Annotated in this window: 14 protein-coding genes and 1 tRNA gene; 7 read left to right on the plus strand and 8 right to left on the minus strand. The window is 62.9% G+C overall.

Annotated elements, in window-relative coordinates; all coding sequences use genetic code 11:
* The first annotated feature begins 47 nt into the window (after positions 1-47).
* The 4 genes from fdhE (at position 48) to AC07OK_RS02920 (ending at position 4,488) form a co-directional block, all read left to right on the plus strand.
* Positions 48-1,040 carry a formate dehydrogenase accessory protein FdhE gene (fdhE, locus tag AC07OK_RS02905; protein ID WP_494688870.1) on the plus strand — a complete coding sequence of 331 codons (993 nt, stop codon included), beginning with the start codon at positions 48-50 and terminating at the stop codon, positions 1,038-1,040.
* Positions 1,037-2,488 carry an L-seryl-tRNA(Sec) selenium transferase gene (selA, locus tag AC07OK_RS02910; protein ID WP_494688871.1) on the plus strand — a complete coding sequence of 484 codons (1,452 nt, stop codon included), beginning with the start codon at positions 1,037-1,039 and terminating at the stop codon, positions 2,486-2,488. Before fdhE ends, selA begins: the two co-directional genes overlap by 4 nt.
* Entirely contained in the window at positions 2,485-4,386 is a 1,902-nt protein-coding gene (gene selB, locus AC07OK_RS02915) for a selenocysteine-specific translation elongation factor (RefSeq protein WP_494688872.1), read from the plus strand. Before selA ends, selB begins: the two co-directional genes overlap by 4 nt.
* A 6-nt stretch (positions 4,387-4,392) precedes the next feature.
* A tRNA-Sec gene (locus tag AC07OK_RS02920) sits at positions 4,393-4,488 on the plus strand.
* Here the strand turns inward: AC07OK_RS02920 and AC07OK_RS02925 are convergent.
* The 4 genes from AC07OK_RS02925 to bla form a co-directional block, all read right to left on the minus strand.
* A complete protein-coding gene (locus tag AC07OK_RS02925; RefSeq protein ID WP_494688873.1) occupies positions 4,473-4,736 on the minus strand; it encodes a HigA family addiction module antitoxin in 264 nt (87 codons plus the stop codon). The two genes, AC07OK_RS02920 and AC07OK_RS02925, sit on opposite strands and share 16 nt — an antisense overlap.
* Before the next feature lie 9 nt (positions 4,737-4,745).
* Entirely contained in the window at positions 4,746-5,012 is a 267-nt protein-coding gene (locus AC07OK_RS02930) for a type II toxin-antitoxin system RelE/ParE family toxin (RefSeq protein ID WP_494688874.1), read from the minus strand.
* Positions 5,013-5,105: 93 nt separating this feature from the next.
* Positions 5,106-5,801 carry an alpha/beta hydrolase gene (locus tag AC07OK_RS02935; RefSeq protein WP_494688875.1) on the minus strand — a complete coding sequence of 232 codons (696 nt, stop codon included), beginning with the start codon at positions 5,799-5,801 and terminating at the stop codon, positions 5,106-5,108.
* Positions 5,798-6,646 carry a subclass B3 metallo-beta-lactamase gene (gene bla / locus AC07OK_RS02940; RefSeq protein WP_494688876.1) on the minus strand — a complete coding sequence of 283 codons (849 nt, stop codon included), beginning with the start codon at positions 6,644-6,646 and terminating at the stop codon, positions 5,798-5,800. Before bla ends, AC07OK_RS02935 begins: the two co-directional genes overlap by 4 nt.
* Before the next feature lie 140 nt (positions 6,647-6,786).
* On the opposite strand from bla, the gene AC07OK_RS02945 reads away from it, so the two are divergent.
* A complete protein-coding gene (locus tag AC07OK_RS02945) occupies positions 6,787-8,190 on the plus strand; it encodes a PQQ-dependent sugar dehydrogenase (protein ID WP_494688877.1) in 1,404 nt (467 codons plus the stop codon).
* Here AC07OK_RS02945 and AC07OK_RS02950 read toward each other — a convergent pair.
* The 4 genes from AC07OK_RS02950 to rpsO all read right to left on the minus strand — a co-directional run bounded on the left by AC07OK_RS02950 (position 8,175) and on the right by rpsO (position 11,758).
* Positions 8,175-8,618 carry a DUF29 domain-containing protein gene (locus AC07OK_RS02950; protein WP_494688878.1) on the minus strand — a complete coding sequence of 148 codons (444 nt, stop codon included), beginning with the start codon at positions 8,616-8,618 and terminating at the stop codon, positions 8,175-8,177. The genes AC07OK_RS02945 and AC07OK_RS02950 overlap by 16 nt on opposite strands.
* 6 nt (positions 8,619-8,624) lie before the next feature.
* Positions 8,625-9,056, minus strand: coding sequence for a DUF29 domain-containing protein (locus AC07OK_RS02955; RefSeq protein WP_494688879.1), 432 nt, complete (start codon positions 9,054-9,056; stop codon positions 8,625-8,627).
* 87 nt (positions 9,057-9,143) lie between these two features.
* Positions 9,144-11,267 (minus strand): polyribonucleotide nucleotidyltransferase, encoded by a 2,124-nt coding sequence (pnp, locus tag AC07OK_RS02960; protein ID WP_494688880.1) that lies wholly within the window; start codon positions 11,265-11,267, stop codon positions 9,144-9,146.
* A 221-nt stretch (positions 11,268-11,488) separates the two neighbouring features.
* Positions 11,489-11,758: a 30S ribosomal protein S15 gene (rpsO, locus tag AC07OK_RS02965; protein WP_008450438.1), complete on the minus strand. Its 270-nt coding sequence runs from the start codon at positions 11,756-11,758 to the stop codon at positions 11,489-11,491.
* A 186-nt stretch (positions 11,759-11,944) separates the two neighbouring features.
* Here rpsO and AC07OK_RS02970 point away from each other — a divergent pair, with 186 nt between their 5' ends.
* Together AC07OK_RS02970 and AC07OK_RS02975 are read left to right on the plus strand one after the other, a co-directional pair.
* Positions 11,945-12,412, plus strand: a complete 468-nt coding sequence (locus tag AC07OK_RS02970) for a hypothetical protein (RefSeq protein WP_494688881.1) — start codon at positions 11,945-11,947, stop codon at positions 12,410-12,412.
* A 109-nt stretch (positions 12,413-12,521) separates the two neighbouring features.
* The gene (locus AC07OK_RS02975; protein WP_494688882.1) at positions 12,522-13,868 is read left to right on the plus strand and encodes an MFS transporter; all 1,347 of its coding nucleotides are present in this window, start codon (positions 12,522-12,524) and stop codon (positions 13,866-13,868) included.
* Position 13,869: the final 1 nt, after the last annotated feature.

The following is a 13,869-nucleotide window of genomic DNA, read 5'->3' on the forward strand; positions in this document are numbered from 1 at the left end:
GTCTCCGGGCCGGCGGCTCCGTCGCCGCCGGCAATCTGGGAGACATCTTGGTACAACGTCTGCTTGCACCCGGCGAGATCGAAGCGCTCGATCACAACGCCATACCGCGCCTGCTGCTGCCGCAGCCGCGCAGCCTGTTCTCCACGCGCGCCGCCCGCCTGCGCCAACTTGCCAAAAATGAAATCAAAGGTATCCCCGTCGGCGAAACGCTGCGCGGCTATCTGCTGCTGATGGCGGCGCTGGTCGACGCGCAGGCCGCCGTGGCGCTGGCCCTTCCGGCAGAGGCGTTCGCCCTGCCCGACGCCGCCGACATCGACGTCTCGCTCGAACACAATATGCCGCCGCTGCCGGTCAGCGGCGCGCGGCCGCCGTCGTGGCGCGCGGTGTTCGACGCCCTGCTCGATCAACTCGATCCGCTGGCGGAAGGCCAGCCGCAGATCGCCACCGTACTGGCCGAACTGCGCTCGCTCGACAGCGCGGAACTGGAAGGCTGCGCCGACGCGGTGCTGTCGGAGCTGACCGACGGCGTGAATCCGCTGCACGCGCCGTTCGTGGCGGCGGCGTTGCAGGTCATGTGGAGCATGCGCGCCGGCCAGCTGGACGCGCAGCGCGTGCAGCCGCTGGTGACCAACACGCTGTGCCCCGTGTGCGGCGCGCATCCGGTGGCCAGCGTGATCCGCATCGGCGGACAATCGCAGGGTTATCGCTACCTGCAATGCAGCTGCTGCGCCAGCGAATGGCATATGGTGCGGGTCAAGTGCTCGTGCTGCGAACATACGGCGCGTATCGCCTACCAGAGCATCGAGGCGGCCGACGCTGCGCCGGAAATCGTCAACAAGGCCAATGACCCAAGCAAGGTGGCGCGCGCCGAAACCTGCGACGACTGCCGTACCTACCGCAAGATCTTCAACCAGGAACACGATTACAACGTCGAGCCGCTGGCCGACGACCTGGCCAGCCTGGCGCTGGATCTGCTGGTGGGCGAAGCCGGCTACGCCCGCGCCAGCGGCAATCCCCTGCTTTGGTTCAACGCCGAATGAGCAGCGACACCGCAGACCTGGGCACCGACACCGCAGTGGGCGCAATCCGGCTCCCCGCCGTCCACCTTATCCTGTCGGACGCCGCCTGCGCGCCGCTGATCGCCGAATACGGTCGCGTGCAAACGCTGGAAGCCGCCCGCATGCTGCTGGCCGAACTGCGCAGCATGATGCTGGCCAGCCGCCGTGACGGCATGCCGGCGGCCAGCGCTACCGACATTCCGGCCCTGCTGGCGATGCTGGCCAAGCGTCTGCGAGACAGCAACCGCTCGCCGCTGCGGCCCGTCTTCAACCTGACCGGCACCGTCCTGCACACCAATCTTGGCCGTGCCCTGCTGCCCGACAGCGCGGTGCAAGCCGTGGCCGAGGCGCTGCGCTGGCCGATGAACCTGGAATGGGACATCGACACCGGCAAGCGCGGCGACCGAGATAACCTGATCGAAGACCTGCTGCTGGAACTGACCGGCGCCGAAGCTGCCACCATCGTCAATAACAACGCGGCCGCCGTGCTGCTGATGCTGAACACGATCGCGCAAGGCAAGGAGGTCATCGTCTCGCGCGGCGAGTTGGTGGAAATCGGCGGCGCCTTCCGCATCCCGGACATCATGACCCGCGCCGGCGCGGTGCTGCGCGAAGTGGGTAGCACCAACCGCACGCACCTGAAGGACTACGCCGAAGCGGCCGGCCCGCAGACCGCGCTGATGATGAAGGTCCATTGCAGCAATTACGCCATCACTGGCTTCACCAAGAGCGTCGAGCTGCCGGAGCTGGCGCCGCTGGCGAAGCAGCACGCCATACCGCTGGCGGTGGACCTGGGCAGCGGCACGCTGGTCGACCTGGAACAATACGGCCTGCCGCACGAAACCACGGTACGCGAAACCATCGCCGGCGGCGCCGACCTGGTCACCTTCAGCGGCGACAAGCTGCTGGGCGGTCCGCAGTGCGGCATCATCGTCGGCCGCGCCGATTTGATCGCGCAGATCAAGAAGAATCCGCTCAAGCGCGCGCTGCGGGTCGGCAAACTGACGCTGGCGGCGCTGGAGCCGGTGCTCGCGCTGTATCGCGCGCCGGACCTGTTGCCCGAACGCCTGACCACACTCAAGCTGCTGACCCGCCCGGCCGCCGCCATGCGCGAGCTGGCGCAGTCGCTGCTGCCGCAGCTGCAAGCGGCGCTGGGCGCAGGCTATGAAATCAGCAGCGAGCCGATGATGAGCCAGATCGGCAGCGGCGCCCTGCCCGTCGACCAGTTGCCCAGCCATGGACTGGTGATACGCGCCGCTGCGGCGGGACGCATCAGCAACGCGTTGGGCGTGTTGGAACAGCGGCTGCGCGCTTTGCCGCTGCCGGTCATCGGCCGCGTCGCGCAGGATGCCTTGTGGCTGGACCTGCGCTGCCTGGACGACCACCAGCGCCAGCGCTTCACCGAGCAACTGGCGCTGCTGGCCGTATGATCGTCGGTACGGCAGGCCACATCGACCACGGCAAGACCACACTGACGCGCGCGCTCACCGGCGTCGACACGGACCGGCTGAAGGAAGAGAAGGAACGCGGCATATCGATCGAACTCGGTTACGCCTACGCGCCGTTGGAAAACAATGAGATCCTCGGCGTGATCGACGTGCCGGGCCACGAAAAATTCATCCGCACCATGGCCGCAGGCGTCACCGGCATCGACGCCGCGCTGCTGGTGATCGCCGCCGACGACGGCATCATGCCACAGACGCTGGAGCACCTCGCCATCCTGCGCCTGCTGGGCGTGCGGCGCGGCGCCGTGGCGCTGACCAAGATAGACCGTGTCGACACACCGCGCATGGAACAGGTGGAGCGGGACATCAAGGCCCTGCTGGCGGCGACCGACTTTGCCGGCGCGCCGATCTTCCGCACCAACGCCAGCGCGCCCGTAGACCCCGGCGTGCAGGCTTTGCTGCACCATCTGGCGCAGATGGCAGCGGCGCTGCCGGCCAGCGACGAACGGCGCCTATTCAGGCTTGGCGTGGACCGTGTGTTCACCTTGACCGGCCAGGGCACCATCGTCACCGGCACCGCGCTGGCGGGCAGCATCCACATCGGCGATACGCTTCAGCTGGCGCCGGGCGTACAGCAGGCGCGCGTGCGCAGCATCCACGCGCAGAACCGCAGCGCCGACAGCGGCCACGCGGGCCAGCGACTGGCGTTGAATTTAAGCGGCGTGGCGAAGGAAGAGATACAGCGCGGCAGCTGGGTAGTCGCTCCTGCACTCGCGGCCTGTTCCGAACGCATCGACGCCGAATTGACGCTCACGCCGGACTGCGGCCAGACGTTGAAGCCATGGTCGCCGCTGCACGTGCACCTGGGCGCGGCGCACCATACGGCCAACGTGGTGATGCTGGACGGCGACCTGCTGGCGCCAGGCCAGACCGGCCGCGTGCAACTGGTGCTGGACGCGCCGGTGCATGCCGTCCCCGGCGACCGCTTCGTGATCCGCAACGCACAGGCCACCGCCACCATCGGCGGCGGCTTGGTGCTCGATCCCTTCGGCCCGGCACGAAAGCGGCGCGGCGCAGCGCGGCTGGCCTGGTTGCAGGCGCTATCCGATTTCGTCAGCAACGGCGACGTCGCCTCGCTGCTGGCCCGCAGTCCACTGGGCTTGCGTATATCGACCCTGGTGCGCCTGTCGCAGCTGCCTGCAGATCAAATCGCGCTGCCGCCGGATACCATCAAGGTCCTCCTGCAAGGCGGCGACCAGCTGCTGTTGGCCGCCGACGAAGTTCAAACCCTGGAAGCGCGCATCCTGAATGGCCTGGCCGAATTCCACGCGCGCGCGCCGGACGACGCCGGCCCCGAATTGTGGCGTCTCAAGCGCATCGTCGCGCCGGAAATGGAAGACCGGTTGTGGAGCCGGTTGATCGAAACGCTGATAGTCGCAGGCCAGGTGAGACAGCGCGGCCGCAGCCTGCACCTGCCCGGCCACAGCGTCGAACTCAGTGAGCAGGAACAAGCGCAGGCCAAGTCCCTGCTGGCCGCCCTCATGGAAGGCGCATACGATCCGCCATGGGTACGCGACCTGTCGCGCGACCACGGCATGCCGGAAGCGGAAGTGCGGCGTTTGCTGCTCAAGCTATCCAAAACGGGAGAGATCAGCCAGCTGGTGCCGGATCTGTTCTATCATCCAAAGCGGCTGGCCGAACTGGCGGCGCTGGTGGCGTCGCTGCCCGAGGTGCAGGCGTCGGCATTCCGCGACGCGACCGGACTGGGTCGCAAGCGGGCCATACAGATATTGGAGTTCTTCGATCGCGTCGGCTATACTCGGCGCGTGGGCAACATCCACTTGATACGGCCCCACGCGGTCTGGTCGTACAGTGACGAGTAGTCCCATGGAAGGCATACTCATCCGGTGATGGGGCCGGGCTTCAAACCCGGTGGGGGGCGTCAGACGCTCCCCTGTAAGTTCGACTCCTACTGCCTTCCGCCATCCGCCCTCATGCCCGCATCGTATGCGGTTTGTAGGTTCAGCCAGAACTGCACGCTGGTTTTGAAATAGACCGCTAACGACAGGGCAAGATTCTGCGTCATCGGTCCAGTCTCAGCGATCAGGGCACCGAGTTCCGCAAGTGGTGCTCCAAGTGCTAAAGCCAGCTCGGCTTCCGACAAGCCCAAGGGTGCCATAAACTCCTCCCTCAGTATCTCTCCCGGATGGATTTCATGAAGCTGTGCGCTCATTTGAATCTCCTAGTGATAGTCTACGATTTCGACGTCATAAACGTCGGCGCCGGCCCAGCGAAAGCAAACACGCCACTGGCTATTTATTCTGATGCTATGGTGACCATCCCGACTCCCCCTCAAAGTTTCCAGTCGCTTTCCTGGTAAAGCACGTAAATCATCCAGGGAACAAGCGGCGTCAATCAACCGTAGTTTTCTCAACGCTACTCGCTCGGTGTTTTTGAAACGCGGAGCCGATCGGCTAAAAAAATAGCAACTCCGTATCCTTGCTGGCAAAGGAACGTATCATGATCAAATTATCCTATCCGAGCGCGTCTTTCAAACGAATTCTCTCGACAATAGAACGACTTGCCCGGAAGCGGCTTGATCTTACTTAAGCGTGTCGGCCACCATATCGACGGCGGCGTCGAAGCTGGCCGGGTCTTCCGCCAGCAGTGACCACAGGCGATTATGTTCGGCGCCCTGCACCACGTGCAGCCGGCTCGATTGCGCGCGCGTCGCGGCGGCCACCAGGCGCTCCGGGATCTCCCTCGGGATCGTGGCGTCGTGCTCGGCGGCGATCACCAGCAGGCGGCCTTCGAAGCGCGACAGGATGTCCCAGGCATCGCTGTCGGCCCAGCTGCGCTCGCGCCGTATCACGGCCGAGAACTCCGGCCCGAACGGCACTTCGTACGCGGACGGCGTGTAGACGCCGGGGACGATCAGCACCAGTGCATCGACACGATGACTTTGCGTGAGGCGGATGGCGTTGTAGGCGCCCATGCTGGCGCCGAACACCGCCAACGGCTCCGGCAAGCCGCGCGCTGCGGCCACCGCCTGCGCCTGGCGCGTGCGGCTTGCCACCGACGATTGCGCCAGCGTGCCGCCGGTGTCGCCATGGCCGATGCAATCGAAGCTGGTGCTGCCGATGCCGCGCTGCTGCAAGGCGTTGCGCAGCAGGTCATGGCCGCGACGGCTGCCGGTGCCGGCGCCGTGCAAGTACAGTAGCCGGCTGACGCCATCGCCGACGTACTGGTCGCCCTTCAGCACATGGCCGTCAAAGGCCACATCGAAATCCACGATCATTTGCCCGCCTCCTTGGCCAAACGCAGACTGAGATTGTCGCGCGATTGTTTGGCGTAGGCTTTGCAGCCGTCGCCGCCATCCAGCAAGGGGTGCGGTTTGCCGCTTTTCAGCTTGTCCCACATGCCGGAGAATTCCGGATGCACGGCGATGATGATGTCGCACGACGCCTGCTCCAGCGCCGCAAAGCTTTGCTCATATTGTTTCTGTACTTCCGGATGGGCGCTGAAGTTGTAGCCGTCGCTGGAAATGGGGTTGATGCTGTCGGCGAACACGATGCTGGCGCAACGGTCTTGCTCGCAGGAGCTCCACGTCCAGCTGGTGCCGCCCGCCGTGTGGCCGGGCGTGTACATCGCGGTCAACGACAGCGGCCCGACCTTGACGGCTTCGCCGTCGCGCACCGTGCGCACTTTGCGCACCTTGGCAAATGGCGTGCTGCCGACGAACTGCGGATCATCCTTGGCCATGCTGCCGCGCTTCAGGTCCGCCGCCGTCAGTGGGCTGGCCACCACCGTCGCACCGCTCATGCGCTGCAGTTCGGCGATGCCGCCGGCGTGGTCCATGTGATCGTGCGAGCTCAGTATCAGCTTGACGTCCTGGATGCGGAAGCCCAGCTTGCGGATGCTGGCGGCGATGCGTTGCGGCGAATCGGGGTAGCCGCCGTCCAGCAGGATATGGCCCTGCGGCGACGTCACCAGCACAGAACTGAGGCTGCTCACGCCGACGTAATAGCTGTTGCCATAAATCTGGAAGGGCTCGACCGGCTTGTTCCAGTTGTCGTCAGGTGCGTTTGCAGAGGCAATGGCGGCAAGGCCGCAGAGCACAGCGGCCAGCAAAGGTTTGATCATGAATAATATGCGACAGAGTTGGTAAAGAAGGAACATTGTACATCCGTACACCCTGCATGCAGGGGCTTGCGGTATCGGCAACATGGTAATAGCTGGTAGACACTGGCACAATACCGTGTCGCCATTCGAAGGAAACGTCCATGAAACATCCTGCACTCCGCGCCGCCCTCACGGCCTGCCTGGCCGCCACCTCCTTTGCCAGCCATGCGGCCGATCCCAAGCTTGGCGTCGCCGAAAAACTTTACCAGGCCAATTGCGCCGCCTGCCATGGCGTCAAGATGGAAGGCGCCGTCGGTCCGTCGCTGGGCGATCACGCGTGGCTGCACGGCGCGCCCACCAAGGCCAACCTCATCAAGATCATCAGCAAGGGCGTGCCGGAGAAGGATATGCCGGCCTGGTCGCCGGCCCTGAACGCAACGCAGATCGCGCTGCTGGCCGACCTGATCGCCGCCAACGCCGCCAAACCCGCCGTCGCGCTGACGCCCGAGGCCAAGGCGCAGCAGACCGTGCCCGACCTGAACGGCTTCAAGCTGCCCAAGGGTTTCCACATCAGCGTCTACGCCAACCAGGTCAGCGCCGCGCGCAGCATGGTGGTGTCGGACAGCGGCATCGTCTACGTCGGCTCGCGCAACGCCGGCAAGGTGTACGCGCTGGTGCCGCGCGCCGACAAGCAGACGGCCGAAGTGGTCACCATCGCCGAGGGCCTGGAACACCCGATCGGCGTGACGCTGCTCAACGGCGCGCTATACGTGGGCGAAGTCAGCCGCGTGATCCGCTACGACAATATCGACCAGCGCTATGCACAGAAGCCATCCTACGAGGTGGTCAAGGTCAGCCTGCCGAACGACAAGTGGCACGGTGAGAAGGTCATCAAGGCCGGGCCGGACGGCAAGCTGTACATTCCGGTTGGCGCGCCGTGCAATGTGTGCGACGTCGAGGACACCAAGAGCGCCAAGATCTATCGCATGAATGCGGACGGCAGCCAGCTGGAAGAATATGCGCGCGGCGTGCGCAACACGGTGGGCTTCGCCTTCCATCCGGTCACCAAGCTGCTGTGGTTCACCGATAACGGCCGCGACGAGATGGGCGACAACACGCCGTCGTGCGAGCTGAACGTGGCGCCCAAGGCTGGCATGCATTTCGGCTTCCCCTATTGTCACGGCGGCGTGGTGCCGGACCCGGACTTCGCCAAGGGCCGCAGCTGCGAAGAGTTCGAACCACCGGTCGCCAAGCTGGGGCCGCACGTGGCGCCGCTGGGCTTGAGCTTTTACACGGGCAAGCAGTTCCCCGAGGCGTATCGCAACAACGTCTACATCGCCGAGCATGGTTCGTGGAACCGCACCACCAAGAGCGGCTACAGCGTGCGCTTGATTACCCTGTACAACAGCAAGGTCGTCACCGACACCGCCTTCATCGACGGCTTCCTGCGCGGCGAGGAAGTGGTGGGCCGGCCGGTGGACGTGGCCACGCTGCCGGACGGTTCGATGATCGTGTCCGACGACTACGGCGGCCGCGTGTACCGCGTTACTTACGACGGCAAATAGTCTGGAAAGAAATCCTGAGCCAGCGCCTGCTCCAGCGACCAGGGGCTGGTTTCGGGCAGGTCGTAGCAGCAGTTCTCCCCCACCACTTTGATCAAGGCGTCCAGCCACACGTCCTGAAGAAACCCGGTGTCCGCGATGGCTGCGCGCAAGCTGGGCAGGCGCGCCAGCATTCGCGCTATTCGCCGGCGCTGCAACGCGATCAGCTGTCGCCACAGCTCGCAGCGATTGCCGTCCTGCCTTTGCCACCGCGCCAGATGCGCCAGCAAGGTCGAACATCGTTCCTCCAGCTGGCATTCAAAATATGCGGCCACGCCTTCGATCTCCTCCGCCAGGTGCAGCGAGTCCGCCAGCGAGAGCTGCCCCGAACGCAGCCAGAAGGCCTGTTCCTTCGCCCATTCCGCCACATCATCTTCATATGCAGTCGCCATGATTATTTACTCCGGAAAAAACTCCTCAGTCAGGATCTCCGTGATCGTCCATGGCGACTCGTTTGGCAGCGCGGGCAAGAACGTTTCGGCGTAGGTGTCGACCAACGCGCGACGATAGACGCCATCGAGCCAATCGGCATTGCGCATCAGGGACTTCAGGCTGGGCGTTTTCTTGATGTCCTGCCTGATGGCCGCCCGTTGCTCGCGTATCGTATTTTTCCAACTATGGGTACGTCTGTTCGGCTGGAACTTCCATTTCAATAGATGTGAGATCAATACGGACAACCGGCTTTGCAGCTCTCTTTTTTCGCTCTTGCCCACATCCTCGATCTCCTCGGCGATGTTGTCGTGATCCAGCAATTCCCAGCGGCCGGCGCGCAGCAAGGCCGCCTGCTGTTCAGACCAGGCAATGATGTCGTCTTCATATAAGGTGCCCATGATCCGGTTAGACCGGGCGCGGCTCTCAAAGTTCGGGACGAAAAAAAGCCGCCCCGAAGGGCGGCTCTCGATCAGACGAGTCTGAGATTACTGTGCAACGGCTGCAGCGGCTTCTTCAGCGGCGGCTTTCATCGACAGTTTCAGGCGGCCGCGGTCGTCGGTTTCCAGAACCTTGACGCGCACTGCCTGGCCTTCTTTCAGGTAATCGGCAACGGCGTTGACGCGCTCGTTGGCGATTTGCGAGATGTGCAGCAGACCATCTTTACCTGGCATGACCTGAACGATCGCGCCGAAGTCCAGCAGCTTCAATACCACGCCGTCGTAGGTCTTGCCCACTTCGACCGAAGCGGTCAGTTCTTCGATGCGGCGCTTGGCTTCCTGGCCGGCGGCAGCGTCGACGGAAGCGATGGTGACCACGCCTTCGTCGCTGATGTCGATCTGGGTGCCGGTCTCTTCGGTCAGCGCGCGGATGACTGCGCCGCCCTTGCCGATGACGTCACGGATCTTCTCTGGGTTGATCTTGATGGTGATCAGGCGCGGTGCGAAGTCCGACAGTTCGGTCTTCACGGTCGGCATGGCTTTTTGCATTTCGCCCAGGATGTGCTCGCGGCCTTCTTTGGCTTGCGCCAGCGCCACTTGCATGATTTCCTTGGTGATGCCCATGATCTTGATGTCCATCTGCAGCGCGGTGATACCGTTGCGGGTACCGGCTACCTTGAAGTCCATGTCGCCCAGGTGATCTTCATCGCCCAGGATGTCCGACAGCACGGCGAACTTGCCGCCTTCCTTGATCAGGCCCATCGCGATACCGGCGACGTGCTCTTTCATTGGAACGCCAGCGTCCATCAGCGCCAGGCAGCCGCCGCAGACCGAAGCCATCGACGACGAACCGTTCGATTCGGTGATTTCCGACACCAGGCGCACGGAGTAGCTGAACTCTTCCGGTGCCGGCAGTGCGGCGATCAGCGCGCGCTTGGCCAGACGGCCGTGACCGATTTCGCGGCGCTTAGGCGTACCTACGCGGCCGGTTTCGCCGGTGGCGAACGGTGGCATGTTGTAATGCAGCATGAAGGAGTCGGTGAACTCGCCCATCAGCGCGTCGATCTTCTGGCTGTCGCGTGCGGTGCCCAGGGTGGCAACCACCAGCGCCTGCGTTTCACCGCGGGTGAACAGCGCCGAACCGTGGGTGCGTGGCAGCACCGAGGTACGGATCGAGATCGGACGAACGGTGCGGGTGTCGCGGCCGTCGATACGTGGCTCGCCGTCCAGGATCTGGGTGCGGACGATCTTCGCTTCGATGTCGAACAGGATGTTGTTCACTTCGGCTGCGTCGACTGGCGCGGCGCCAGCGGCGGCGGCTTCAGCGGACAGGTCGGCCAGCACTTCGCTGGTGGCGGCCTTCAGCTTGGCGGTACGCTCTTGCTTGTCTTTGGTCTGGTAAGCGGCGTTGATTTTGCTTGCGCCGAAATGCGCAACGCGGCCGATCAGCGCTTCGTTCTTCGCTGGTGGGACCCATTCAACTTCCGGCTTGCCGCCGTCGCGCACCAGCTCGTGGATCGCGTCGATGACTGCTTTCATTTCGGTGTGGCCGAAGACGACCGCGCCGAGCATGATTTCTTCGGACAGTTGCTTGGCTTCCGATTCCACCATCAGCACGGCGGTTTCGGTACCGGCGACAACCAGATCCATCTGCGATGTCTTCAGTTGTTCAACGGTAGGGTTCAGGATGTACTGGCCGTTGGCGTAGCCGACGCGCGCTGCGCCGACCGGGCCGTTGAACGGTACGCCCGACACGCACAGGGCGGCCGATGCGCCGATCATGGCGGCGATGTCTGGATCGATTTCCGGGTTGACCGACAGCACGTGAATGATCACTTGCACTTCGTTCAGGTAGCCTTCTGGGAACAGAGGACGGATAGGACGGTCGATCAGGCGGGATGTCAGCGTTTCTTTTTCCGAAGGACGACCTTCACGCTTGAAGAAACCGCCCGGGATTTTACCGGCAGCATAGGTTTTCTCAACGTAGTCGACGGTCAGCGGGAAGAAGTCCTGGCCTGGCTTGGCGTCTTTGCGTGCGACGACAGTAGCCAGCACCACGGTATCTTCGATCGATACCAGGACTGCACCGGATGCCTGGCGAGCGATTTCGCCGGTTTCCAGCGTCACGGTGTGTTGACCGTACTGGAAGGTTTTCGTAACTTTATTAAACATGGGTAATCCCTTTCTATTTGCCGACAGATTTTCAGGGGCTGTCGTTCACCTCACCACAGACGATATAGTTATCGTCTTTACTGCAACTGCTAAAACCCAGGAATTCCATGTCGCACTGCCAAGACGCTATTCCGCTTGGCAATTTTCCCGGCAAAAATGACAAAATGCCCGCGTCAGCAAACTGGCGCAGGCATTTCGATTAAGCCGGATGACGCAAAAAATTACTTACGCAGACCCAGTTTAGCGATCAGATCGCGATAACGGGTAGCATCTTTGCCCTTCAGGTAGGACAGCAGGCTCTTACGACGGTTAACCATCATAATCAGACCACGACGCGAGTGGTGATCCTTGCTGTGTGCCTTGAAGTGGCCGTTCAATTCGTTGATGCGTGCGGTCAGCAGCGCAACTTGAACTTCTGGGGAGCCGGTGTCTTTTTGACCACGGGCGTTGTCCGCGATAATGGCGGCTTTGTTGATGTTTTCTACGGTCATGATATTTACCTTTAACATGCGGTGCGCGGAGTCGTAACCCTGCACATCGTGAACTTCAAAAAAAACTGATCCGAAGACCAGACCCGGAAGTATAGCGGAAAAACTCCCACATGTATCCTGTGTTGGCTACAATTGTTCTATCTTTCCGGTCCTATAGAGGGGTGTGCGATGAAAAAACTGATATTTATGGCAATCTTACCTGCCGTGCTGAGCGCCTGCGCCAGCCTCAACACCCCTCCGCTGGCGGCCGGCGAACCGGTCGACGCCGTCAAGGCCAAGCTGGGCCAGCCCACCGCCACCTATGCCAACGGCCAGGACATCATGCTGGAATACGCCGGCGGCCCGTTCGGCCAGTACACCCATATGGCGCGCATCGGCCCGGACGGCAAGCTGATCTCCTTCGAGCAAGTGCTCAGCAGCGAGAAGTTCGCCACCATCAAACCGCGCAAGGATAGCAAGCAAACCGTCCTCAGCACCTTCGGCAAGCCGGCCCAGCAGGTGCATTACGCCAGCGTCGACGGCGATGTGTGGGTTTATCGCTACAAGGAACAAAACGTCTGGGATTCCGTGATGCACGTGGAATTCGACCGCAACGGCATCGTCCAGGCCATGGTCAACGGCCCGGACCCGGAGCGGGAATCGCGCCGCCGCTAAAATGTAGCAAAGATACAAAGCCATTACTTCATTTCACTCAAGATCTCCGCATTTTGTAGCCAAACTACTTTTTCAAGTAGATAATACGCCAACAAAAACGGAGATCCTCATGCATGCAAAAGTGAAACTGGCCGAACCCGGCGCCGTCGCCGCGCCGGCGCGCAAGCCTAAGCTGTCGTTCTGGGCCATCTGGAACATGAGCTTTGGTTTTCTCGGCATCCAGGCCGGCTTCGCCCTCCAGCAAAGCAACGTCCCCCGCATCTTCCAGACCATGGGCGCCGAGCTCGACAAGATCGGCTTCCTGATGACCGCCGCGCCGCTGGCCGGGCTGCTGGTGCAACCCATCATCGGCTACCTGAGCGACCGCACCTGGGGCCGCTGGGGCCGTCGCCGGCCCTACTTCTTCATCGGCGCCGTGCTGGCCACGCTGGCGATGCTGGGTTTGCCGAACGCCACCGTGTTGTGGACCGCCGCCGCCATGCTGCTGGTGCTCGACGTCGCGATCAATATTTCGATGGAGCCGTTCCGCGCCTTCGTCGGCGACCTGCTGCCGAAAGAGCAGCTGACCACCGGCTACGCCGTGCAAACCTTCTTCATCGGCGTCGGTGCGGTGGGCGCCTCCGCGCTGCCGTGGGTGCTGACGCACTGGTTCGACGTGGCCAACACCGCCACCGCCGGCAAGACGCCGGATTCGGTGGTCTATGCCTTCTACATCGGCGGCGCGATCTACCTGGCCGCCGTGCTGTGGACCGTGCTGCGCACCCGCGAATACTCGCCGGAACAGCTGAGCCAATTCCATCCCGAAGCGGAAGCGGAAGCGAACGCGCCGACCGGCCTGCGCGGCTTCATCAACGACTACCTCAACATGCCCAAGATCATGGTGCAGTTGTCGCTGGTGCAGTTCTTCACCTGGTTCACCTGGTTCTCGATGTGGACTTACGGCACTGCCACGCTGACCCAGCACATCTACCACGCCACCGACACCAGCTCCGCGCTGTACAACGAAGGCGCCAACTGGTGGGGCGTCTGCGGCGCGGTCTACAACGCCGCCTCGATCGCCTTCGCCTTCGTGCTGCCGCTGATCGCCGCGCGCACCAGCCGCAAGACCGCGCACGCGCTGGCCCTGGTGGTCGGCGGGCTCAGCTTCATCTCGATCTACTTCATCACCTCGCCGATGATGTTGCTGCTGTCGTTTGCCGGCGTCGGGCTGGCGTGGGCCAGCACCTTGTCGATGCCGTATGCCATCCTCGCGGGGAAAATTCCGGCGAAGAAAATGGGCATGTACATGGGCATGTTCAACATGTCGATCGTGATCCCGCAGGTGGTGTCCGGTGTCTGCCTGGGCTACTTCCTGACCCATGTCTTCAACGGCAGCGCCGTGATGATGCTGGTACTCGGCGGCATCTCGATGTTCATCGCAGCGGCGCTGTCGATGCGTATTGAAGAGAACGAGTAGA

This window comes from Duganella sp. GW821-FHT07G03 (genome assembly GCF_059418605.1).